Genomic DNA, 21,893 nt, shown 5'->3' on the forward strand with positions numbered 1-21,893 from the left:
CATTCGGACACGCCTATTGGCCTTGAAATCATGAGCTTATAGAAGCGGTCTGGGAAAATGCCCACGCCCATCTATCGGCCTGCGTTATTAGCGAAAGTAAAAGGCAATATGCATCCTGAAAAGCGGGTCCTGGTAACGGGCGGTGCCGGATTTCTTGGTTCGCATCTTTGCGAAAAGCTGCTGGAGACGGGCGCGCAAGTCTTATGCGTCGACAATTTCTACACCGGCGCTGCCGAAAACATCGCGCATCTGGGCGCGCATCCTCGTTTCGAGTTCATGCGCCACGATGTGTGCCGGCCGCTTCATGTCGAGGTCGACGAGATCTACAACCTCGCCTGTCCAGCTTCGCCGATCCACTACCAGCGCAACCCGGTGCAGACGACAAAAACCAGCGTATTGGGCGCCATCAACATGCTTGGTCTCGCCAAGCGGCTTGGCGCCAAAATCCTGCAGGCTTCGACGTCTGAAGTTTACGGCGACCCGACCGTTCATCCGCAGCCGGAGGATTACTGGGGCAACGTCAATCCGATTGGTCCGCGCTCCTGCTACGACGAAGGCAAGCGCTGCGCCGAAACGCTGTTCTTCGACTATCGGCGCCAGCACGACCTGGAGATCAAGGTCGCCAGGATATTCAATACCTACGGCCCGAGGATGCAGCCCAACGACGGTCGCGTCGTGTCGAACTTCATCATGCAGGCACTTAAGGGCGACGCCATCTCGATCTTCGGCGACGGCGCGCAGACGCGCTCGTTTTGTTATGTCGATGATCTGGTCGACGGCCTGATCAGGCTGATGGCTTCGCCAAGGGAGTTCACCGGCCCGGTCAATCTGGGCAATCCCGAGGAATTCTCGATGATCGAACTGGCAAAGGCGGTGGTGGCAGCGACGGGTAGCGCGTCGCGGTTTGAATTCTTCCCTTTGCCAGTAGACGATCCCAGGCAAAGGCGGCCAGATATCACTTTGGCCGGCATGTTGGGCTGGCAGCCGCGAACCGCATTGACCGAAGGTCTGCAGCGCACGGTGGCTTATTTCCGGGACCAGTTAAGCAGCGCCCGGCAAGCGTCAGCTGCTGTTTCGTGACGGGAAACGGCCTCAGGAAGCCGGCAGCCGAGGCGTGCCCGCCTGCCCACGCCTTGAAGCTGACGTGGCAATCGCGATATTTCCAAAGAGAGCTAGAATCGCAGGAGACTGAACTTGGCCGGATTGACGCGTTTTCTCGGAGACACCCCGCTTCGGGTGTTCATCAAGCTCCTGGTGATTTCCTTCCTCGTCGGCATCGTCATGAGCGCCTTCGGCTGGTCGCCCTTCGACGTGCTTTACGGCATCCGCAACTTCTTCGTCGATCTCTGGAACATGGGCTTCCGCGTCGTCGACCGCTTCCTGGGCTATTTCCTGCTAGGCGCGGCGATCGTCGTCCCTGCCTTCATCATCCTGAGGCTGTTCAGCTACCGCAAATAGGCTCAGACAAAGGTCGCCGCCGTTTCGAACAGGATCGCATGGCGTGCCGCAAGCGCTTTGATGTCGGTCGAATAGCCGCCGCCGATCACGCCACACAGTGGAACGCCGGCATTGCGAAAATGCTCGATGACAAGGTGTTCGCGGCGGCGCAAGCCGTCGCCGCTGAGCGAAAGACGGCCAAGTCGGTCTTCGTGATGCGGATCGACGCCGGCATTGTAGAACACGATGTCCCATCCTCCACGCCGCGACAGGTTCGCGAGCGCGTCAGTCAGGGTCTCCATATAGGCGTCGTCGCCGGTTCCATCGGGCAAGCCGATGTCGAGGTTGGAGGCGACCTTGCGCACGGGGTAATTCTTCTCGGCATGCATCGAAAAGGTGAAGACCGAAGGGGTGCCGGCAAGGATTTCGGCCGTACCGTCGCCTTGGTGCACGTCAAGGTCGACCACCAGGATGTTGTCGACGAGCTTGTCTTGCAGCAGCGCAAGGGCTGCCACGGCAACATCGTTGAAGGTGCAGAAACCAGCGCCTGGGCGCGCCGCGCATGGTGGCTGCCGCCGGCGGCGTTGCAGGCGATGCCGTGGGTAAGCGCAAGATGCGCCGCAGCGAGCGTGCCGCCCGCCGCAAGCTGGGCACGGCGCGACACGCGCTCGTCGACGGGAAAACCGATCTCGCGCTCGATATGCGGCGGAACGGCATAGGTCAGCACCTGTCCGACATAACCGGCGTCATGGGCCCGATGAAGCCTCGCCGCCGGGATCGGTTCAGCCAGGCTGAGCCCGCCGGTAAGGCCGAGCGTTTCGAGCCGTTCCATGAGATGGCGGTATTTGCTCATCGGAAAGCGATGGTCCGGCGCGAAGCCGGCGTCGTAGTCGGGATGGCTGACGATCTGAAGCGGCATGGGCAACTGCTGAACCACCGGGGCGAATTCGATTGGCCCCACAACTTAAATGGTTGCGGGCGTTGGGGAAACCGGGGCATGTGCCCGAGCGGGAGATTCGGCAACAGGGAGGACTATCGTTGGAATACGCATCGCCAGAGGGCCGTGTGACGCCTTTTTCCGTCACCAACCGCTCGGTGCTGGCGATTGCCGTGCCAATGACCCTAGCCTATCTGACGACGCCGTTCATCGGCCTTGTCGGGACCGGCGTCGTCGGCCAGTTCGGCGATGCCGCGCTGCTCGGTGGCCTTGCGGCGGGTGCTGTCGCCTTCGACGTGGTCTTCACCAGTTTCAACTTCCTGCGCGCCGGCACGACGGCGCTCGTGGCCCAGGCCTTCGGCCGCAATGATGCGGCGGAGGAGCAGGCGGTCTTCTGGCGTGCCGTGGTGATCGCTTTGATTGCCGGCATCGTGCTGGCGCTGACGGCGCCGTTGACCTCGCAAGCCGGGCAATGGTTCATGCAGGCCGAGCCGCGGGTCAGCGAGACGCTCGACCACTATGTCCGTATCCGTATGCTCGGCGCGCCCTTCGCGCTGATCAATTATGCCATCCTCGGCTACATATTGGGGCGGGGCGAGGGCGGTTTCGCGCTGTTTTTGCAAGCGACGCTCAACGGCGTCAACATCGTGCTGTCGATCATGCTGGGTCTGCATTTCGGCTGGGGCGTTGAAGGCGTTGCCTGGGCGGCGGTTGCCGGCGAGGCGGCTGGCATGGTCATCGGCCTTGCCGTGCTGTTGCGGCGATTCGGGCGCCAGCCGAAACTGGCACGTGGGCGCGTCTTCGACGCCGCAGCGTTCCGGCGCCTGTTCGTGCTCAATCGCGACATCATGATCAGGTCGCTGTCGCTGCTCGTCGCCTTCGCGCTGTTCACCCGCCAGGGCGCCCAGTTCGGCACGGTGACGCTCGCTGCCAATGCTGTGCTGATGAACTTCTTCATTGCCGCTGGCTTCTTCCTTGATGGCTTTGCCGCCGCCGCCGAACAGCTTGCCGGCCGTGCCGTCGGCGCGCGCTATGAGCCGGCCTTCCGCAAGGCTGTCTATCTCTGCTCGATCTGGGGATTCGCGCTGGCCGGCAGCATGACGGCGGCACTTCTGATCTTCGGCGCCGATTTGGTTGCGCTGATTTCGACCGCCGAGGATGTTCGCTCGGCGGCTATCGCCTTCCTGCCCTGGGCGGCGTTCACGGCGCTGAGCGGCGTGCTGGCCTTCCAGATGGACGGCATCTTCATTGGTGCTGCCTGGTCGCGCGACATGCGCAACATGATGGTGATCTCGCTGCTGGCATTCATCGCAGCACTGCTGGTGCTGCCTTCGCACTTCGGCAATGCCGGGCTATGGGCGGCGTTGCACCTGCTGCTTATAGTGCGCGGCCTGTGCCTGCTGGCGATACTCAGGCCGCGGGCAAGGGCGACCTTTCAGAGCGGTGCCGCTGCCCACTGATCGAGCTTGCTGTCGCGCAGCTCGGAAATGTTCTTCACGCCTTCGCGCGCGGCGAAATCCGACATGCCGCGCACGATGCGTGCCGGCAGCGACGGACCGGCATAGACCATGCCGGTGTAGAGCTGCACGAGATCGGCACCGGCGCGGATTTTTTCGAGCGCGGTCTCGGTCGAATCCACGCCGCCAACACCGATGATGGCGCGCTGGGGCCCGAGCAGCTTGCGCATGCGCGCAAGCACCGCCGTCGAACGTGCAAACAGCGGCTTGCCCGACAGGCCACCGGTTTCACCGGTGTGAGTCGGGCTGCGCAGGGTCGGCCGGGCGATCGTGGTGTTGGAAACGATGATGCCGTCGATGCCCTTTTCGGTGACCTCGGCGGCGATGTCTTCCAGCTCGGCCTCATGCAAATCGGGCGCGATCTTGAGGAAAATCGGAACCGGATGGCCGGCCTCGACGCGGGCGACGATGACACTGGCCAGCAATTCGGCGAGCTGTTCGCGCGCCTGCATGTTGCGCAGGCCCGGCGTGTTGGGCGAAGAGATGTTGACGGTGAGATAAGACGCGTGGCGTGCGAAGCGCTTCACGCCGCTGATATAGTCGCTAATGCGGTTGGTGCTGTCCTTGTTGGCGCCGATGTTGACGCCAACGATGCCAGGCCGTCCCGACCGCGCGATGAGACGCTTTTCGCAGGCATCATGGCCCTCATTGTTGAAGCCGAGCCGGTTGATGACGGCGTCGTCCTCAACGAGGCGGAAGATGCGCGGCTTGGGATTGCCGGCCTGCGGCAGCGGCGTCACGGTGCCCACTTCGGCAAAGCCGAAACCTAGGCCGAGCAGCGCGTCCGGTACTTCGCCGTTCTTGTCGTAGCCGGCTGCCATGCCCAGCGGGTTGGGAACGTCGAGACCGGCGATCTTCAGGCGCAGGCGGGCATCGCGCGGTGCGCGGCCGCCCACCGGCAGGCCGCAGCGCAGTGCCTTGATCGACATGCCATGCGCGGTCTCCGCATCGAAGCTGAACAGCAGGTGCCGGCCAAGCCGGTCGAAAGCGCTCATGCCTCAAGCTCCGGGAAATCGTGGGCGCCATCGGCCTTGAGCGGCAAGGCACGCACCCATTTGGCGGCACTCGTTTCGAGCGGCGCGTAAAGATGCGGAAACAAAGCGCCGCCGCGCGAGACTTCGTATTTCAGGGAGGGCCCGAACCTGTCGGCATCGAAGGCGACAAGCAGCAGATTGTCCAAGCCGGCGAAGTGCTTGGCTGCCGTCTCTACAACCTGCTCGGCGGTTGAGAAATGGATAAAGCCGTCGGCGAGATCGATGGGCGCGCCTTGGAAAACCCCGCTCCGCTCGGCTTGGCGCCACATCGGTTCGGGGCAGATCTTGTAGATGGTCTTCGTCATATGCGCGCTATAGGCTGAAAGCATGATCCGGGAAAGGGCGGCTTGACTTGCCCCACCGCAATTTGGGCCTATTGCAGCGCGACAATTCGCATCGTCCGCAAATGGAGACAGTCATGCGCCGTGCCTTTTTGATATTCGTTCCCATGCTTGCCGGCCTCGGGGCCACTTCGGCATTTGCCGCCGAAGGACAGCGCTTCCAGATGGAAAAGACCGACAAGGGCTATGTTCGCATGGACACCCAGACCRGCGAGATGTCGATCTGCGAGGAGCGTGACAGCCAGCTGGTGTGCAAGCTTGCCGCCGACGAACGCTCGGCACTTCAAGATGAGATTGGCCGCCTGCAAGGGGATATCAAGACGATCGAAGAGCGAGTGGTAAAGCTTGAGAATTCGCTGACTGCGCGGATGGAATCGAAGCTGCCGACCGAAGAAGAATTCCAGAAGAGCATGGGTTACATGGAGCGCTTTTTCCGCAGCTTCATGGGCATAGTCAAGGACATGGAAAAGGAAGACAAGGCGCTCCCGCCTGAGCCGGCGCCGAACAAGACTTGAGCGCCACCCGGTGTGCTTGCGCCTGAAAGTTGAGCATGAAGCGCTGCTTCCGTGATCTTTTGACTTTAACTGCTTGAAAAGCCGGCACCGGGTCGCATAATCGCGCCCGACGGTCCAAGGCGTACAGAACGGTCGGGACCTCGGGAGGAATATTTGCCAGCAGGCCATAAGTTCGTCATCGCGGACGACCATCCGCTTTTTCGCGGTGCTCTCAAACAAGCCATCGCGGGGCTCGCCGACGTCTCGAGCGTGCTGGAAGCCGGCGACTTCGAGAGCGTCAAGGCGATCGTTGCCGCCCATGAGGATATCGACCTCGTCCTTCTCGACCTTTCCATGCCCGGCGCCTCTGGACTGTCCGGCCTCATTTCGCTGCGCGGCGTCCATGCGACGGTGCCCGTGGTCATCGTTTCGGCCCAGGACGACCCCGAAACCGTCCGCCGTGCGCTCGAGCTCGGCGCTTCGGGTTTCATCTCGAAATCGGCGAGCATGGACGACATCCGCAGCGCCATCAAGGCCGTGCTGTCCGGCGAGATCTCCGCACCCGGCGATATCGACCTCGGGGTCGAGCGCGACCCGGAAATCTCCGACCTGATCAAGCGGCTGCAATCGCTGACGCCGCAGCAGACGCGCGTGCTCGGCATGCTGGCGGAAGGGCTGCTCAACAAGCAGATCGCCTATGAGCTTGGGGTCTCGGAAGCCACGATCAAGGCCCATGTCTCGGCGATCCTGCAGAAGCTCGGCGTCGACAGCCGCACCCAGGCGGTCATCCTGCTGTCCAAGATCGGCAGYGATCCACGCCCAGCGGTGTAGCGCGAATTCTACTCGGCGGCGTGGGCCATGCGCCGCATGCGGTTCATCATCGATCGCAGCACGGCGGGCTTCAGCGGCTTGTTGAGCACGGCGACGTCGATCTGGTCGGCGGCGGCGCGCACCTCGTTGGAACGGTCGGCGGTGATCAGCACCGCCGGTATCGCTTCGCCATACGCTCCGCGCAGGGTGCGGATGACGTCGAGGCCGTTTTCGCCGTCGAGATGATAGTCGGCGAGGATGATCTCAGGTGCCGGCCCGACGTTCTGGTCGGCCTCGAAGGCTTCCGTGCCGGAGTAGGTTCGCACCATACAACCCCAGCCTTCGAGCAGAAGCCGCATGCCTTCGAGAATGCGGGCATCATTGTCGATGCACACGACCGTCAGCCCGTTGAGGGCGGCGGCGGCCTGGATGCGGGGGCGGGTCGTCGTCGCGGCGGGCAATTCCGCGGCGGTGGTGATCGGCAGTATCACCGAAAAGCGCGTGCCCAGACCCTTGTGCGACTCGATCTGGATTTCGAGCTTGAGCACGCGCGCGATACGGTCGACGATCGACAGGCCGAGCCCGAGCCCTTGCGCCTCGCGCATGCCGTCGTCGAGCCGCGTGAATTCCTGGAATACGGTGCCGAGCTTGTCGGCGGCGATGCCGATGCCGGTGTCGATCACCTGGATTTCGACGAGCTCGCCACGGCGTCTGACCCCCACGACGATGCGGCCGCTKCGGGTGTATTTGATCGCGTTGGACACCAGATTCTGGATCAGCCGGCGCAACAGGTTGCGATCGGTGTTGACGGTCAAGGTCGACGGCACGATCACCAGTTCGAGATCCTTGGCGCGCGCCATGGGCAGGAAGTCGGTACCAATCTGGCGTAGCAGTCCGTCGAGGCGGAACACAGTTTCGGCCGGCTTCATAGCACCAGCGTCAAGCCGCGAAATATCGAGCACCGCGCCCAGGATGGTCTCGACCGATTCCAGCGAAGATTCGATATTCCTGGCGGCAACGCCCGCATTGCCCTTGCCAGTCTTTTCGATCAGCGACGAGCAGTAGAGCCGGGCGGCATTGAGCGGCTGCAGGATGTCGTGGCCGGCAGCCGCGAGAAAGCGCGTCTTGCCGAGATTGGCCTCTTCGGCGAGCATCTGCGCCTGGGCGAGTTCTTCGTTGACGCGGGTCAGTTCGGCGGTGCGGCTCTTGACGCGCTGTTCCAGCGACTCGTTGGCGCGCTTGAGGGCGAGGTCGGCCGCGACGCGCGCGGAGATATCGGTGTAGGTCGCAACGATGCCGCCATCTGGCATCGGGTTGGAACTCATCTCGATGATCCTGCCGCTGGTTTGCAGCTCGATCTGCCAGGGGCCGCCGAAGCTGGTCAGCCGGTTGAGCGTGGTCAGGCGCGAGGTCTGCTGGATGTCGCCGCGGGCTACGAGGTAACCGAGGATGCGGTCGATCGAAACGCCCACCTGACCCATGTCGTCAGGCAGGTCGAACAGCGAGCGGTATTGGCGGTTCCAGCAGATCAGGCGGAAATCCTGATCGAAGACGGTGATGCCCTGTTCCATCTGATCGAGCGCGATCTGCAGAAGGTCGCGGTTGTGCTGCAGCGCCTCGGTGGCGTCGTCGAGCAGGCGGAACGTGTCTTTCGAGGAGTTGTCGCCGCGCTTGAACAGCAGAGACAGGATCAGACGCGCCGAAGACGAGCCGACAGCGCTCGCCATCAGCTGCTCGGAGAATCGGATGACGTCCATGCCAGCGGGATCGTTGCCGTTGAGCTTGCTGCCGCTTTCGATCTGGAAGGTCTGGAACGAGCGCTCAGTGCGTTCGACGCCGAGATAGCGAGCGATGGTGTCCTTGAGGTCGTTGACGGTGATGGTGGTGCGGAAACGGCGCAGCGATGGCATCGGGCTTGAATCGCGCGGCACGAAGATCGAGGCCTGGATGCGTTCGAGCGGTACCGAAGCGCGTGACAGCGAACCGAAGACGAAGAACAGCGCGTTGATCGCCAGGCTCCACAACACACCGTGATTGAGCGGTTCGGCGATCGTGCCGAACAGAGCCTGGGGCCTGAGCGCCTCGATGCCGAAAAGCCCGTCGGTGATGATCGAGGTGTCAGGCGCGGCGAGCGTCGGCAGCATCAGCGTGTAGCACCACACGGCGATGCCGGCGGCCATGCCAAGGGCGGCACCGCGCGCATTGGCGCGCCTCCAGATCAAGCCGCCGATGAAGGACGGCGCGAACTGGGCAATGGCCGCAAACGACATCAGGCCGATAGAGGCAAGGCGCGTGTTGTTGGTGCTTTCGCGGTAGTAGAGAAAGGCGACGAACAGGATGATGAAGATCGAGGCGCGTCGGATGTTGAGGATGATCGCCGACCAATCCTCGGTGTCGCCGGATTTGATCTTGATCAGCCGGCGCACGAAGATCGGGATGACGAGATCGTTGGAAATCATGATCGACAGCGCCACGCTTGCCACGATGACCATGGCGGTAGCCGCGGACAGGCCGCCGATGAAGGCGACCATGGCGAGCAGGTCATGGCCCTTGAGCAGCGGCAGCGACAGGACATAAAGGTCGCTCGTCGTTGCGGTACCTACAGTGGACAGGCCGGCAAAGGCGATCGGCAGCACAAACAGGTTGATCGCCACCAGATAGGCTGGGAAGACCCAGGTTGCTGTGCGCAATTCGCTTTCGCTGCGGTTTTCGACGATCATGACGTAGAATTGGCGCGGCAGCATGATGATCGCAAAGCCGCTGATGATGGTCACCACCAGCCATGTGCCAAGCGAGGTGCTGTAGCCCATGGCGTCGCCGACCTGTTCGGTGGCGGCGAAGCTCTCCAGCATGTCGCCGGGACCGTCGAATAGGGAGAAGGTGACGAACAGCCCAACCGCGAGGAACGCGACCAGCTTGACGATCGACTCGACCGCGACTGCCAGCACCAGTCCATTCTGATGCTCGGTGGCGTCGGCATGGCGGGTGCCGAACAAGGTGGCAAACAGGGCAAGCAGCAATGCCACGACCAGCGAGATGTCGCTGATGAAGGGGTCGAAGGAGGGTGGGAAGCCGGTGTAGTGCTCGACCATCAGGCTGACCGAACCGGAGATCGCCTTGAGCTGGAGCGCTATGTAAGGGATGGCGCCGACAGTGGCGATCAAGGTTGCGATGGAGGCGACGGCGAAACTCTTGCCGTAGCGCGCGCCCAAAAAGTCGGCGATCGAGGTGATCTTTTCGGCCTTGGCCAGCTTGATGATGCGGCTGAGCAGCGGGAAGCCGAACATGAAGACCAGAACCGGGCCGATATAGATGGCGAGGAATTCGAGCCCGCGCTCGGAGGCGAGCCCGACCGAGCCGAAGAAGGTCCAGGACGTGCAGTAGATGGCAAGGCTGAGCGCATAGATGAACGGGCGTGGCCGGCCTGGACCCAGGCTCGCGGTCCTGCGGTCGCCGATGCTCGCGATGGCGAACAAAAACGTGACATAGGCAATGGCGATGAAGACGACGGCCAGGCCCTGCACTGCTAATTCTCGCTCCCTTGGAAGACCTATCGCCTCCAAGGTGAGGCAATCACAGCTTGGCGGGCAAGTCTATTATCCTTGTCTCCTACATGCAGCCGGAAGGTTGCAGGACGCGGCCATTGTGGGCGACCATATTGGCGGGTTTTGCAACCGACAGTTTTTGTTATTGTGGCAGCAATTGGCGGCAGGCAGGGTGTCGCGATTCGCCGTCTCGCAGATCACGACAAGGAGAGTTCTATGCTCAAGGAATTCCAGGAGTTCATTTCCAAAGGCAATGTGATGGATCTCGCCGTCGGCGTGATCATCGGTGGCGCCTTCGGGCTGATCGTTTCGTCGCTGGTGGCCGATATCATCATGCCGATCGTTGGCGCGGTCTTCGGCGGCTTCGATTTCTCCAACTACTTCCTGCCGCTGTCGTCTTCGGTCACTGCCACGAACCTTGTGGAAGCCAAGAAGCAGGGCGCAGTCTTCGCCTATGGCAACTTCTTCACGGTGGTCATCAACTTCGCCATCCTGGCCTGGATCATCTTCCTGATGGTCAAGGGCGTGAACACCTTGCGCCGCAAGCTGGAATCGGAAAAGGCAGCGGAGCCGGCCGCGACGCCCGCTGACGTCGTGCTGCTCACCGAGATCCGCGATCTGCTTGCCAAGAAGTAACGGTTGAGCCGTTATCTGGCTGGCATGCTGAAAAACCCCCGGCTGGCTGGACCGCCGGGGGTTCTTTCGTTGGAGCGGGCGCGCTAGGACTTGCAGCCGAAACAGACATTCAACCTGGGATGATCATGAGCCTTATAGATATGGTTCGCGCCGAGGCCCGCCTCGCGCCCGTCAGCGGCATCGAGGCGGTGGCAAATTACGGGCGCGACCGCGCTGGCCTCATTCCGCTGTGGGCCGGCGAAGGCGACATGCCGACGCCCGACTTCATCAGCTCGGCCGCAGCGCGTGGCCTCGCCAATGGCGAAACCTTCTACACCTGGCAGGCCGGCATCCCTGAACTGCGGCAAGCACTCGCCCGCTATCACAAGCGCCATTTCGGCATGGACTTTGCCGAGGACGAATTCATCGTCACCATCGGCGGCATGCAGGCGATCACCATGGCGCTGCAAGTGGCGGTGGGTGCTGGCGATGAAGCGCTCTATCTCGCGCCGGCCTGGCCAAACTTCGCTGGTGCGGCGGTGGTTGCCGGCGTCAAGCCGGTGCCGGTGCTGCTCGACATGGCCGACAATGGCTGGAGCTGCGATATCGAAAAGATCGCCGCCGCCATTACCCCGCGCACCAAGGCGATCTTCGTCAACACGCCGTCCAACCCGACCGGCTGGACCGCCGATCGCGAGACGCTGAAGGCCATCTTGGATCTGGCGCGCAAGAACAACCTCTGGATCATCGCCGACGAGATTTATGCGCTGTTTCATTTCGGCGGGCACCGCGCGGCCTCGTTCATGGACATCATGGATCCGGAAGACAAGATCCTGTTCGTCAACACCTTCTCCAAGAACTGGGCGATGACTGGCTGGCGCGTTGGCTGGCTGCGTTCGCATCCTTCGCTCAGCCGCACCTTCGAAAACCTCGTCCAGTATTCGACGTCGGGCGTGGCGCAGTTCATGCAGCGCGGCGCGATCGCAGCCCTCGACGAAGGCGACGATTTCATCGCCTCGCAGGTCGAACGTGCCCAGCAGGCGCGCGATATCGTCTGCAAGGTCCTGGGCGATACCGGCAAAGCCCGCTTCAGCGTGCCGCCGGGTGCATTCTACCTGTTCTTTTCCGTGGACGGCATGAAGGACGCCGAGGCGGCCGCCTTCGACATCGTCGACAAGGCTGCCGTTGGCGTTGCGCCCGGAACGGCATTCTGCGCCGGTGGAGAGGGCTTTCTGCGCTTGTGCTTCCACCGCCGCCTCGACCAGGTCGAGGAAGCTTCGCACCGGCTGGCGAAGTGGATCAACGCGCGGTAGGCGGATAGGTCGCTGACGAAGCGGCGGCGAAGGATTGCCACGAAGTGCGTCCTTCGAGGCTCGCCCGCCGACTTTTACTCTAGCTTTACAATGCTGTAGCTGGCTCGCACCTCAGGATGAGGACCATTGGCGCCAACAGTCCTCATCCTGAGGTGCGAGCCCGCGCGACAGCTAAAAGCTTGAAGTTAATGCCTGTGGGCGAGCCTCGAAGGACGAACCACAGGGCTTGCCGCTTCAGCCGCCCGATTGCGGCACCAGCAACGAAACGATGCGCTCGCTCTTGGCAACTTCGGTGTGGCCTTCTGTGCGATATGGAATGCCGAGTGCGTTCCAGGTCTCGACCAGCGCAGTCTTGAGCTCTGCGATCAACTCGTCGGTGTGGAATGGCGTTGGCGTGATACGCAGCCGTTCGGTGCCGCGCGGCACGGTCGGGTAGTTGATCGGCTGGATGTAGATGCCGTGGACGCCGAGCAGGCGGTCGCTGGCCATCTTGCACAGCTCGGGATCGCCGACCAGGATCGGCACGATATGCGTTGGCGACTCCATGACCGGCAGGCCGGCGTCGGCAAGCATCTGCTTGGCCTGCGTCGCCTGACGCTGCTGGGCGTCACGCTCGGACTGCGAGTTCTTGAGATGGCGGATCGATGCGGTGGTCGCGGCCGCGATCGCCGGCGGAAGTGCCGTGGTGAATATGAAGCCCGGTGCGTAGGAACGGACGGCGTCAACCACGGAACGGGTGCCGGTGATGTAGCCTCCGAGCGTGCCGAATGCCTTGGCCAGCGTGCCCTCGATGATGTCGATGCGATGGGCAAGGCCTTCGCGCTCGGTGATGCCGCCGCCGCGCGGGCCGTACATGCCGACTGCGTGGACCTCGTCGATATAGGTCATGGCATTGTACTTTTCGGCGAGGTCGGCGATCTCGGCGATGGGTGCGATGTCGCCGTCCATCGAATAGACGCTCTCGAACACGATCAGCTTGGCGCGCTCGCGACCTGCAGCCTGCAGCAGGCTTTCGAGGTGGGCGACGTCGTTGTGGCGGAAGATCTTCTTTTCAGCGCCCGAGCGGCGCACGCCCTCGATCATCGAGGCGTGGTTGAGTTCGTCGGAAAGAACCAGGCAGTTCGGCAGGAGCTTGGCGATGGTCGAGATCGCGGCTTCGTTGGAGACGAAGCCAGAGGTGAAGACCAGTCCCGCTTCCTTGCCGTGGAGATCGGCGAGCTCATGCTCGAGATCGACCAGCGGATGGTTGTTGCCGGAGATGTTGCGGGTACCGCCAGCACCGGTGCCCATGTTGCCAGCTGCCTTCTGCATCGCCGCCACCACGTCGGGGTGCTGGCCCATGCCGAGATAGTCGTTAGAGCACCAGACAGTGATTTCCTGCGCCCGGCCGTTGGAGCGCCAGATCGCGCGCGGGAACTTGCCGACGATGCGCTCTAGATCGGCGAACACGCGATAACGGCGCTCGGCGTGGATTTGGTCGATCGCTTCTTCGAAAAACCGCTGGTAGTTCATGTGGACGTCCCAATTTTTCAACCGCGAGCATAGTCAACGGCCGGTTCGGCGTCCATCAACCGTTTTGGTCAAAATGCCACGCCCTCGACGTCCCAAACGACCACGGAACGGCGAAAAGTCCCTTGATGTGGATCAAACTCAGCAGCGACTGAGTTCTTCGCGCGGAAGCCGCCTCGCATTCGCCTGAGTTTTTGCGCTAGACAGTGCGAAAGTGGAAATGAGATGCGGAGGATTCGATGGCGGTATTGGTGACGGGCGGGGCGGGCTATATCGGCAGCCACATGGTCTGGGAACTGCTCGATGCAGGCGAACAGGTCGTCGTGCTCGACCGGCTTTCGACCGGCTTCGACTGGGCCGTGGGGCCCGAGGCGACGCTTGTCAGGGGCGATGTCGCCGACCAGGAACTCGTCGGCAAGCTGATCCGCGAGCATGGCGTGGATAGCATCATCCATTTCGCCGGTTCGATCGTGGTCCCGGAATCGGTCGCCGATCCGCTCGGCTATTACGACAACAACACCTGCAAGACCCGCAGCCTGATCGAGACGGCGGTGCGCTGTGGCGTGAAGCATTTCATCTTCTCCTCGACGGCGGCCGTTTATGGCGCGGCCGGCATCGAGCCGGTGGTCGAAGACGCCCGCCTTGCGCCGGAATCGCCTTACGGCCTGTCCAAGCTGATGAGCGAATGGATGCTGCGCGATGCGGCGGCAGCACACCCGCTGCGCTACACCGCGCTGCGCTATTTCAACGTTGCGGGTGCTGATCCCAAGGGGCGCACCGGCCAGTCGACCAAGGGCGCCACCCACTTGATCAAGGTCGCTTCGGAGACCGCGCTCGGCAAGCGCGCCTCGATGCAAGTTTACGGCGACGATTATGCGACGCCTGACGGTACCTGCGTGCGCGATTATATCCACGTCTCGGACCTCGCCGCAGCACACCGGCTGGCGCTCGCCCGCCTGCGCGCCGGCGGCGGCAATCTCGTTGCCAATTGCGGCTACGGTCACGGCTATTCGGTGCTCGAAGTCATCGACAGTGTGCGGCGCGTGCATGGCGGCGATTTCACTGTCGAGATGGGGGCTCGCCGTGCCGGCGACGCGGCTTCGGTCGTTGCCAATGCGGACCTCGCGCGCGGCGAGCTTGGCTGGGCACCCAAGCACGACGATCTCGACGCCATCGTTGGCGACGCGCTCAACTGGGAAAAGCTGCTCAGCCGCAAGAATTCCATAGCCGGCTGAGGCTGGCTCAGCCGATTCCTGCCAGCACCTCTCGATATGCCGCGCGGCAACGGCTAGTGCTGCCGCGTGGAGTTGAGTTCCCGGCGGTCGTGGGTTCCCGGTCAGAGCCCGATATCAACTTGGGTACGCAATGAAGATCCTGGTTCTCGGCGCAGGCGTGGTCGGAACGGCGGCAGCCTATTACCTGGCCCGCGACGGCCATGAGGTCACCGTGCTCGAGCGCCATCCGGCTGCGGCGCGGGGCACCAGCTATTCCAATGCCGGTCTTGTCTCGCCGGGCGATGCCACCGCCTGGGCTTCGCCGGCAGCGCTCAAGACCTTCATTCGCTCGCTCTACACACCCGACCTCGGCATCAAGGTCAGGCTGCGGCTCGATCCTTACTTCTACGCCTGGAGCCTGCGTTTCCTGTTTCAGTGCACGAAAGCGCGGCTGCGCGCCAACAGCGAGGTCAAGCTCCGGCTCGCGCTGTATGCGCGCCAGTGCATCAACGAGATTTCGGCCGAAACCGGCCTTGCCTATGACGAGCGCCGCAAAGGCATCCTCTATTTCTTCCGTTCACAAAAGAGCCTCGACGAAGGCAGCGAGAACTACCGCTTTCTCGCCGAACACGGACTGCCGATCGAGATTGTCGACCGCAACCGCATGGTCGAACTGGAGCCGGGCCTTGCAGCGGCCAAGCATGGCATTGCTGGCGGTGTCTATTCGCCGATCGACCAGACCGGCGATTCCCGCATGTTCGTCGAAAGCCTGGCCGCCTGCGCCACCGAGCGTCTCGGTGTGAAGTTCATGTTCGACACCACTGTCGAAGACCTTGTCATCGACGGYGACCGCGTCACCGGCGTGAAGACATCATCTGGCATTGTCGCAGCAGAAGCCGTTGTCATCGCCATGGGCCCGGAAAGCGGACTGCTCGGCCGGCGCCACGGCATCGACCTGCCCGTCTATCCCGTCAAGGGCTATACTGCGACCGTGCCGCTCGACGATCCCTCCAGAGGGCCAACCATGGGCGGCGCCGACGAGGACAATCTGATCGCCTATTCGCGCTTGGGCGACCGCTTGCGGCTGGCCTCGACCGCCGAATTCGCCGGTTTCGACCGCAGCCACAAGCCTGAGGATTTCGCCCGCCTGTTCAAGGCCGGCAAGGAGCTGTTTCCCGGCGCCTTCGATCCCGCCAAGGCCGAGCTGTGGGCCGGGCTGAGGCCGATGATGCCGGGCTCGGTGCCGGTCATGGGCCGCGCCCGCTTCAAGAACCTCTATCTCGACACCGGCCATGGCCATGTCGGCTGGACCATGGCCTGCGGTTCCGGCAAGTTCCTTGCCGATCTGATCGCCGGGCGCAAACCCGAAATCGATCCGCAGGGCCTGGTCTACAAGGGCTGATTCAGCGTCGGCTCAGGCGGTGGCGGGATTCATAGAGATATTGCAGGCCAATGATGACGGCTGCGATCAAAAGGTAGAAAACCGACACGACCAGCAGCACTTCGATCGCCTTGTAGGTGTCGGCGATGATCGTCGTCGAGGCGGCGGTCAGTTCATCGATGGCGACGAGGCTGGCAAGCGAGCTGCCCTTGACCATCTGGATGGCGTTGGAAAACAGCGAAGGCGCTGCGAGCCGGTAGGCCTGCGGCATCATCACCTTCCAGTAGATGGCGAAGGGCTTCAGCCCGAGTGCCTTTGCGGCGTCGAGCTGGCCCGTAGGCACGCTTTCGAAGCCCGAGCGCAGGAATTCGAGATTATAGGCGGTCGACGCAAAGATCAGGCCGATCAACGCCGAGGGCAACGGCTCGAGATAGATGCCGAGCCGGGGCAGGCCGTAATAGAGCCCAAACAGCAGTGCCAGCACCGGCGCTGCGCGGGCAAAGAAGCTGTAGCCGATGATCAGCCGCCGGAAGGTGCCATTGGGCCGCTGCATGTAGATGGCCAGAGGCAGTGCCAGGATGTTCGACACGGCAATAACGATCACCGAGATCAGCAGCGTCATGCCTAGCCCGTTGAGCAGCATGCGCTGGTAGGTGGGGTCGAGCAGGATGCTCATCGCGTGGCCACCTGCTTGGGCTTGCGTTCGTTGAACACGAGCAGCGGTGTCACGATCAGGATGTAGAGACCAACAGCCAGCGTCAGGAAGGTGAAGGGCGCGTTGGTGGCGGCGATTCCTTGCTTGGTGACGTAGAGGATTTCGCTGACCGAAACCGCCGAGGCAATCGACATGCGCTTGACCGTGCCGATGGCGTAGGTGATCCAGCCCTTGCGCGCCAGCGGCAGGATCTGCGGGATGAGGACGCGCAGGAACACCACCCGCGTCGGCAGGCCGAGCGCCTTGCCGGCCTCATACTGGCCGAACGGGATCGTTGCCAGCGCGCCCTTGAACACCTGGTAGTCGAAGGCGATGCCGACCAGCGTGAACGCGATGATGGTCGAGCCGATCGGGCCGAAGTCGAAACCGATCTGCGGCCCACCGAAGAAGAACAGGAACAGGACGACAAGTTCCGGCACCGAGCGGAAGAAAGCACTGAACGCTTCGATGCCTTTGCGCGGCAGCGATTTCTCGCGGCCGTAATGGACGAGCGAAAGTAAAAGGCCAAACAGCGCCGACAGGGTGAAGATCACCGCCGACAGCGCAATGGTGAGAACTGCCGCGGTCAACAGCCGCGGCAGCCAGGCAATCGCAATTTCCATGTCCGGCCGCCCCTCCGGCTACGCTTGTTACTGCGCCTTCGACCAGTCGATCGAAGCGCCGAACCACTTGTCGGCGAGGCCCTGGAGCGTGCCGTCCTTGCGCCATGTCTCAAACAGGGCGTCGATGGCGTCGGCCAGCGGCTTGTTCTTGTTGTTGACGGCGACGCTCTGGGTCACGGTAGAGAGCATGTCGTCGAGCGTGACGACGCCAGCCAGCTTGCCCGACTTGGCGAGATATTTCGGCCCGAGGAAGTCGTGCGCAGCGAAGTCGATGCGGCGGTTCTCAAGATCGAGGAACAGCTCCGTCGAACCTGGATATTCGCGGCTTTCGGTGACGCATCCGGCTGACAGCTTCTCCTTGGCGACCTTCTGGAACGAGCCGCCGCGCACCGCACCCATGACCTTGCCGCAGACATCCTTCCAGCCTGTTATGCCGGTGTCTGCCTCGCGGCGCGTCACGGCGACGCCGTTGACGATATAGGGCGACAAAAGAAAGAAATCCTTCGAGGCAAGCCGTTCCGGCGTGCGCGACACGCCCGAAGCGATGGCATCGAAGCGCCCGGCGGTCAGGCCTGGCAGCAGGCCGGCGAAGTCGAGCTTTTCAAACTTGGCGCTGACGCCAAGCGATTTTGCGATCAGGTTGATCACATCGATGTCGAAGCCTTCAAGCTCGCCCGTGGCGTTTGTCATGCTGAACGGTGGCGCCGAGCCGGAGGTGCCGACCGTGAGCGTATCGGCATTGACGAGGGCGGCCTTGTAGTCCTGCGCACTTGCCGCGCTCACGCCGAAAACCGCGATGAGGGCCAGCAGTGCTGTCCGCGCAAATCCCATGATCACTCCTTGGATGGGTAGCTTGAAAACCGGGAGAGGTGCTTATATCGCACAGCCGGTGGGCGACCAACAACGGAAGCCACGGCGACTAGATACTTTTTGGCGAAGCTGTTTCTCAAGAACTGCTTTTTCCAAAATGCGAGGATTTTTGGAATGGAACTGCGTTTCAAGCTGAACCACCTGTACCAGGGCCAGAACTCGCCTTTCCTCCACGCCGTCGATGCCGGCTATTTCGCCGACCACGGCCTTAGCTGCACCTTCGTTGAAGGGTTCAGTTCGTCGCAGGTGACGCGCGCACTCGTCGAGGGCGACGCCGATATCGGCTTTGGCGATGTGTCTTCGGTGTTCGAGCGCGCCTTGCGCACCGGGGAACAGGAAATCACCTGCCTGCTGCCGATCTATGAAAACACGCCCTGCTGCCTCGGCTATCTCTCCGATGGCAAGGAACTCACTTTGGCCGACATCGAAGGCAGCACCTTGTGCGGTCCCAATGGCGACACCTCGGCGCGGCTGCTGCCGCTATTGCTGGCAAAGAACGGCTTTGCTTCTGACAGCTACACCTATCTCGGCGTCCAGCCTGAAGAGCGCGACCGCTTGGTCGCAGCGCGGGAAGTGCTGGCTGCGACATGTTTCGATGCGACGCTGAAATTCGCCATGGAAAGCCGCGGCTACGATACCTGCGGGCTTGCCTTTCTCTATTTCGCCGACAATGGCCTCGACACCTATTCGAGCGTGCTCGTCGCACTCGGCACGGTGCTTGAGCGCGATCCCGCTTTGGCTGGCAAGCTGCGTTCGATCAGCCGGCAGGCGTGGCGCGATTGCCTGAAAGATCCCGAACTTGGCGTGCGCGCCGTGCTCAAGCGCTCGCCGTCGATCGACGCGGGCATCGTCAGGGGGCAGCTTCAATGGGTGCTGAGCCATCAGGTTTTCCCCAATGGGGATGGGCCGATGGCTTTCGATGTCCAAGGGGCAAAGATGGCGGCGACGCTCGAATGCGCTGTATTTTCGGTGGGTGCTGAGGCTCGCCGTCCGGCTGATGGGCTGCCTGCAGCGATCTGCCGAAATTAGTCACCCGGTTTCGAAATCGCCGGGTTGCGGCGGGGCGACGGGTTTGAACAGCGTGCGGTCGGGCTTGATGTCGAGCAAGGGCGTGCCGTCAAGGCAGTCCATGCCACGCACACTCAGCATGTTGCCTTCCACACCCACTAGCTCGACGATCGAGGTGCCGATGGGGTTGGGCCGCACGGGCGAGCGCAAGGCAAAGGTGCCGCGTGAGGTCCCGTCATTGGCCGGGCTCTGGCGCACGAGATCGCGCCTGGACATGTGCAGCCAGTAGAGCACCTCGAGGCGTTCGTATCTTTCGATACCATCGAGTGCTGCCTGCCATGGCTCAAAGATTTCGATGCGGCAGATGGGGCCGTCGGCGCGTCCTTGGCGCGGTGTCATCAGGCGCGAGGCCCAGGGCGTGTGGATGCGGCCGATGAACACCAGTCCGGCGTCGAACTCGGTGGGTTGCGCGACGGCGGTTTCGCCGTCGCGGATCTCCTTTTCGCGGACCATGCTCAGTCCACCGCCACCATGACGTCGGAGGCCTTGATCACCGCATAGGCGTCCTTGCCGACCGCAAGCTTGAGGTCGTCGACCGCTTCGTTGGTGATCGAGGCGGTGACGACGGCGCCGCCAATGTCGATGCGGATATGCGAGGTCGTTGCTCCCTTGGTCACTTCGACGATCTTTCCCTTGATCTGGTTGCGGGCGCTGAGCTTCATGATGCGTTCCTTTCGGTCAGGGTTGGGGTGCAGACATGGCGTCCGGCCTGTTCGAGATAGGCAACTGCGACCCCGACGCCATAAAGAGCCTGCAGTGTTTCCGATGTTAGCACCTCGGCGGGCTTTCCTATGGCAACGAGCGCGCCTGCCTGCATAAGCGCGACGCGATTGGCGCAGGCAAAAGCATGGCTGGGATCGTGGGTCGAAATGACTACCGCCATGCCTGTGGCAGCGAAGCTCGATATGCGGCTGAGCACGCGCGCCTGGTTGCCGAAGTCGAGGCTGGCAGTAGGCTCGTCCATGACGATCAGCTCCGGCTCCTGGGCAACCGCCCGGGCAATCAGCGTCATCTGCTTTTCGCCGCCGGAGATGTCGGTGAAGGGGCGGGCAGCGAGGTGACCGATGCCCAAAATTGCGAGTGCTTCCTGTGTTTTCGCACGGTCGGCCATGGTGGGCGAGGCGAAGGTGTCGATGCGGCTGGCGCGGCCCATCAAGACTACGTCGAACACCGAAAACGGGAAGTAGACACCGGTGGCTTGCGGAACATAGGCGATGTGGCGGGCGAACTGGGCGCGCGAAAAGTCGGCGATGTCCTTGCCGTCCAGCTCGAGGCTGCCGCCCTGGCGCGGCAGCAGGCCGAGCAGGGTCTTGAACAAAGTGGTCTTGCCGCAGCCATTAGGGCCAAGCAGGCACAGCACCTCGCCACGATCGACCGAAAGCGTGACGCCATGGCCGATTTTCACGCGGCCATAGCCGAATGCGAGTTCGGTTGCCTGAAGCATCATTGCCAGCCTCGCCTGGTCGTCAGAAGTAGATAGAGGAAGAACGGTGCGCCGACAGCGGCGGTCAGGATGCCCAACGGGATTTCGATCTCGGCCATGCTGCGGGCGAGCGCATCGACGCCGACCATGTAGCCGGCGCCGATGATCATCGATGTCGGCAATAGCCGGGAAAATTCGGGGCCGACAAACATGCGTGCGACATGCGGCACCAGAAGGCCGATCCAGCCGACGATGCCGGAGATCGATACGGCTGCTGCGGTCATCAGGGTTGCTGCTGCAACGACAACGACACGGATCCAGCGCGTCTCGACCCCAAGCGCGCGCGCCTCCTCGTCGTCAAGCGTCATCAGGTTCATGCGCCAGCGCAACAATATCATCGGCACAAGGGCGATGGCCACCGCCGGCAGGATGGAGACGAGATCGCCTCGGGTGATGGAGGCGAGGCTGCCGAGCAGCCAGAAGGTAATGGCGGGCAGCTGGTTGTAGGGATCGGCAAGAACCTTGAGCAGCGACACGCAAGCGCCGAGCAGGGCGCCGATGGCGACACCCGCCAGCACCAGTACCAGGATCGGATCGCGCTCGCGCACCGCCGAGCCGATGACATAAACAACGGCGACCGCTGCCAGCCCGCCGAGGAAGGCGAGCCCCTGGATGGCCAATACAGACATCGACAGGAAAATGCCCGCGACGGCACCTAAGCTGGCGCCGGCTGAAACGCCAAGGATGTCGGGCGACACCAGCGGGTTGCGGAAAAGGCCCTGATAGACCGCGCCTGCGGCAGCAAGAGCCGCGCCAACCCCCAAGCCGGCGCCGACGCGCGGCAACCGGACATTCCAGACGACTGTTTCGACGGTGGTGGCGACACCGCTCTCGTTGCCGGTGGTCTTTGAGATGATCACGGCCCAAATGTCGCCAGGTGTCACCGGATATTTCCCGGTGACGATGGCAGCGATCACGATCAGCCCCAGGAGAAATGCAAGAACGCCGAGCGACTGCAGGCGGCCGCGCCGGGGATTTTCAGGCTCCGGCACCACGCCGCCTCTGGCC

21 protein-coding genes and 1 pseudogene are annotated in these 21,893 nt (G+C 62.7%); 10 read left to right on the forward strand and 12 right to left on the reverse strand.

The genetic code is table 11. From position 1 onward, the window contains the following. Positions 1–108 precede the first annotated feature (108 nt). Both AC1DWF_RS15100 and AC1DWF_RS15105 read left to right on the forward strand, forming a co-directional pair. A complete protein-coding gene (locus AC1DWF_RS15100; protein WP_476782619.1) occupies positions 109–1,080 on the forward strand; it encodes a UDP-glucuronic acid decarboxylase family protein in 972 nt (323 codons plus the stop codon). Between the two features lie 114 nt (positions 1,081–1,194). Next, the gene (locus tag AC1DWF_RS15105; RefSeq protein WP_476782618.1) at positions 1,195–1,458 is read left to right on the forward strand and encodes a DUF6460 domain-containing protein; all 264 of its coding nucleotides are present in this window, start codon (positions 1,195–1,197) and stop codon (positions 1,456–1,458) included. 2 nt (positions 1,459–1,460) lie between these two features. Here the strand turns inward: AC1DWF_RS15105 and AC1DWF_RS15110 are convergent. Continuing rightward, positions 1,461–2,356, reverse strand: a pseudogene (locus AC1DWF_RS15110) (histone deacetylase family protein). A gap of 119 nt (positions 2,357–2,475) precedes the next feature. Here AC1DWF_RS15110 and AC1DWF_RS15115 point away from each other — a divergent pair. Beyond that, positions 2,476–3,834, forward strand: coding sequence for an MATE family efflux transporter (locus tag AC1DWF_RS15115; RefSeq protein WP_476782617.1), 1,359 nt, complete (start codon positions 2,476–2,478; stop codon positions 3,832–3,834). On the opposite strand, the gene AC1DWF_RS15120 is transcribed toward AC1DWF_RS15115, so the two are convergent. Next, a complete protein-coding gene (locus AC1DWF_RS15120) occupies positions 3,810–4,886 on the reverse strand; it encodes a quinone-dependent dihydroorotate dehydrogenase (RefSeq protein WP_476788441.1) in 1,077 nt (358 codons plus the stop codon). The two genes, AC1DWF_RS15115 and AC1DWF_RS15120, sit on opposite strands and share 25 nt — an antisense overlap. Beyond that, a complete protein-coding gene (locus AC1DWF_RS15125; protein ID WP_476782615.1) occupies positions 4,883–5,230 on the reverse strand; it encodes a DUF952 domain-containing protein in 348 nt (115 codons plus the stop codon). The genes AC1DWF_RS15120 and AC1DWF_RS15125 overlap by 4 nt, the downstream gene beginning before the upstream one ends. Before the next feature lie 113 nt (positions 5,231–5,343). Between AC1DWF_RS15125 and AC1DWF_RS15130 the strand changes: the two genes are divergently transcribed. Both AC1DWF_RS15130 and AC1DWF_RS15135 read left to right on the forward strand, forming a co-directional pair. Further along, a complete protein-coding gene (locus AC1DWF_RS15130) occupies positions 5,344–5,781 on the forward strand; it encodes a hypothetical protein (protein WP_476841804.1) in 438 nt (145 codons plus the stop codon). 153 nt (positions 5,782–5,934) lie between these two features. Beyond that, positions 5,935–6,591: a response regulator gene (locus AC1DWF_RS15135; protein ID WP_476788442.1), complete on the forward strand. Its 657-nt coding sequence runs from the start codon at positions 5,935–5,937 to the stop codon at positions 6,589–6,591. An 8-nt stretch (positions 6,592–6,599) separates the two neighbouring features. Here the strand turns inward: AC1DWF_RS15135 and AC1DWF_RS15140 are convergent, their stop codons facing one another. Then, positions 6,600–10,094: a PAS domain-containing hybrid sensor histidine kinase/response regulator gene (locus tag AC1DWF_RS15140; protein ID WP_476788443.1), complete on the reverse strand. Its 3,495-nt coding sequence runs from the start codon at positions 10,092–10,094 to the stop codon at positions 6,600–6,602. A gap of 237 nt (positions 10,095–10,331) precedes the next feature. Between AC1DWF_RS15140 and mscL the strand changes: the two genes are divergently transcribed. After that, positions 10,332–10,751, forward strand: coding sequence for a large conductance mechanosensitive channel protein MscL (gene mscL, locus AC1DWF_RS15145; protein ID WP_476786587.1), 420 nt, complete (start codon positions 10,332–10,334; stop codon positions 10,749–10,751). Positions 10,752–10,876: 125 nt separating this feature from the next. Further along, a complete protein-coding gene (locus AC1DWF_RS15150) occupies positions 10,877–12,043 on the forward strand; it encodes a pyridoxal phosphate-dependent aminotransferase (RefSeq protein WP_476786586.1) in 1,167 nt (388 codons plus the stop codon). Between the two features lie 234 nt (positions 12,044–12,277). Here AC1DWF_RS15150 and hemA read toward each other — a convergent pair whose 3' ends face one another. Then, entirely contained in the window at positions 12,278–13,555 is a 1,278-nt protein-coding gene (gene hemA / locus AC1DWF_RS15155) for a 5-aminolevulinate synthase (RefSeq protein WP_476783161.1), read from the reverse strand. 236 nt (positions 13,556–13,791) lie between these two features. On the opposite strand from hemA, the gene galE reads away from it, so the two are divergent. Both galE and AC1DWF_RS15165 read left to right on the forward strand, forming a co-directional pair. Further along, positions 13,792–14,787, forward strand: coding sequence for a UDP-glucose 4-epimerase GalE (galE, locus tag AC1DWF_RS15160; protein WP_476783160.1), 996 nt, complete (start codon positions 13,792–13,794; stop codon positions 14,785–14,787). 130 nt (positions 14,788–14,917) lie between these two features. Continuing rightward, positions 14,918–16,168, forward strand: coding sequence for a D-amino acid dehydrogenase (locus AC1DWF_RS15165; RefSeq protein ID WP_476783159.1), 1,251 nt, complete (start codon positions 14,918–14,920; stop codon positions 16,166–16,168). Position 16,169: 1 nt separating this feature from the next. On the opposite strand, the gene AC1DWF_RS15170 is transcribed toward AC1DWF_RS15165, so the two are convergent. Genes AC1DWF_RS15170 through AC1DWF_RS15180 form a run of 3 tightly spaced genes read right to left on the reverse strand, consistent with a single transcriptional unit; the run spans position 16,170 to position 18,295 of the window. Beyond that, on the reverse strand, positions 16,170–16,823 hold the full coding sequence (locus AC1DWF_RS15170) for an amino acid ABC transporter permease (protein ID WP_476787988.1): 654 nt from the start codon (positions 16,821–16,823) through the stop codon (positions 16,170–16,172). Beyond that, the gene (locus AC1DWF_RS15175) at positions 16,820–17,464 is read right to left on the reverse strand and encodes an ABC transporter permease subunit (RefSeq protein WP_476783157.1); all 645 of its coding nucleotides are present in this window, start codon (positions 17,462–17,464) and stop codon (positions 16,820–16,822) included. The genes AC1DWF_RS15170 and AC1DWF_RS15175 overlap by 4 nt, the downstream gene beginning before the upstream one ends. Before the next feature lie 27 nt (positions 17,465–17,491). Further along, the gene (locus AC1DWF_RS15180; RefSeq protein WP_476783156.1) at positions 17,492–18,295 is read right to left on the reverse strand and encodes a substrate-binding periplasmic protein; all 804 of its coding nucleotides are present in this window, start codon (positions 18,293–18,295) and stop codon (positions 17,492–17,494) included. 153 nt (positions 18,296–18,448) lie between these two features. On the opposite strand from AC1DWF_RS15180, the gene AC1DWF_RS15185 reads away from it, so the two are divergent. Then, positions 18,449–19,363 (forward strand): ABC transporter substrate-binding protein, encoded by a 915-nt coding sequence (locus AC1DWF_RS15185; RefSeq protein WP_476783155.1) that lies wholly within the window; start codon positions 18,449–18,451, stop codon positions 19,361–19,363. Here the strand turns inward: AC1DWF_RS15185 and tsaA are convergent, their stop codons facing one another. The 4 genes from tsaA to AC1DWF_RS15205 are packed head-to-tail and all read right to left on the reverse strand — an operon-like array spanning position 19,364 to position 21,877. Continuing rightward, positions 19,364–19,855 carry a tRNA (N6-threonylcarbamoyladenosine(37)-N6)-methyltransferase TrmO gene (gene tsaA / locus AC1DWF_RS15190; RefSeq protein ID WP_476783154.1) on the reverse strand — a complete coding sequence of 164 codons (492 nt, stop codon included), beginning with the start codon at positions 19,853–19,855 and terminating at the stop codon, positions 19,364–19,366. Between the two features lie 2 nt (positions 19,856–19,857). Then, entirely contained in the window at positions 19,858–20,064 is a 207-nt protein-coding gene (locus AC1DWF_RS15195) for a TOBE domain-containing protein (protein ID WP_476783153.1), read from the reverse strand. Beyond that, positions 20,061–20,849, reverse strand: a complete 789-nt coding sequence (locus tag AC1DWF_RS15200) for an ABC transporter ATP-binding protein (protein ID WP_476783152.1) — start codon at positions 20,847–20,849, stop codon at positions 20,061–20,063. The genes AC1DWF_RS15195 and AC1DWF_RS15200 overlap by 4 nt, the downstream gene beginning before the upstream one ends. Further along, positions 20,846–21,877, reverse strand: coding sequence for a FecCD family ABC transporter permease (locus AC1DWF_RS15205; RefSeq protein WP_476783162.1), 1,032 nt, complete (start codon positions 21,875–21,877; stop codon positions 20,846–20,848). Before AC1DWF_RS15205 ends, AC1DWF_RS15200 begins: the two co-directional genes overlap by 4 nt. Between the last annotated feature and the right edge of the window lie 16 nt (positions 21,878–21,893).

It is taken from the genome of Aminobacter sp. P4_D5 (assembly GCF_056401815.1).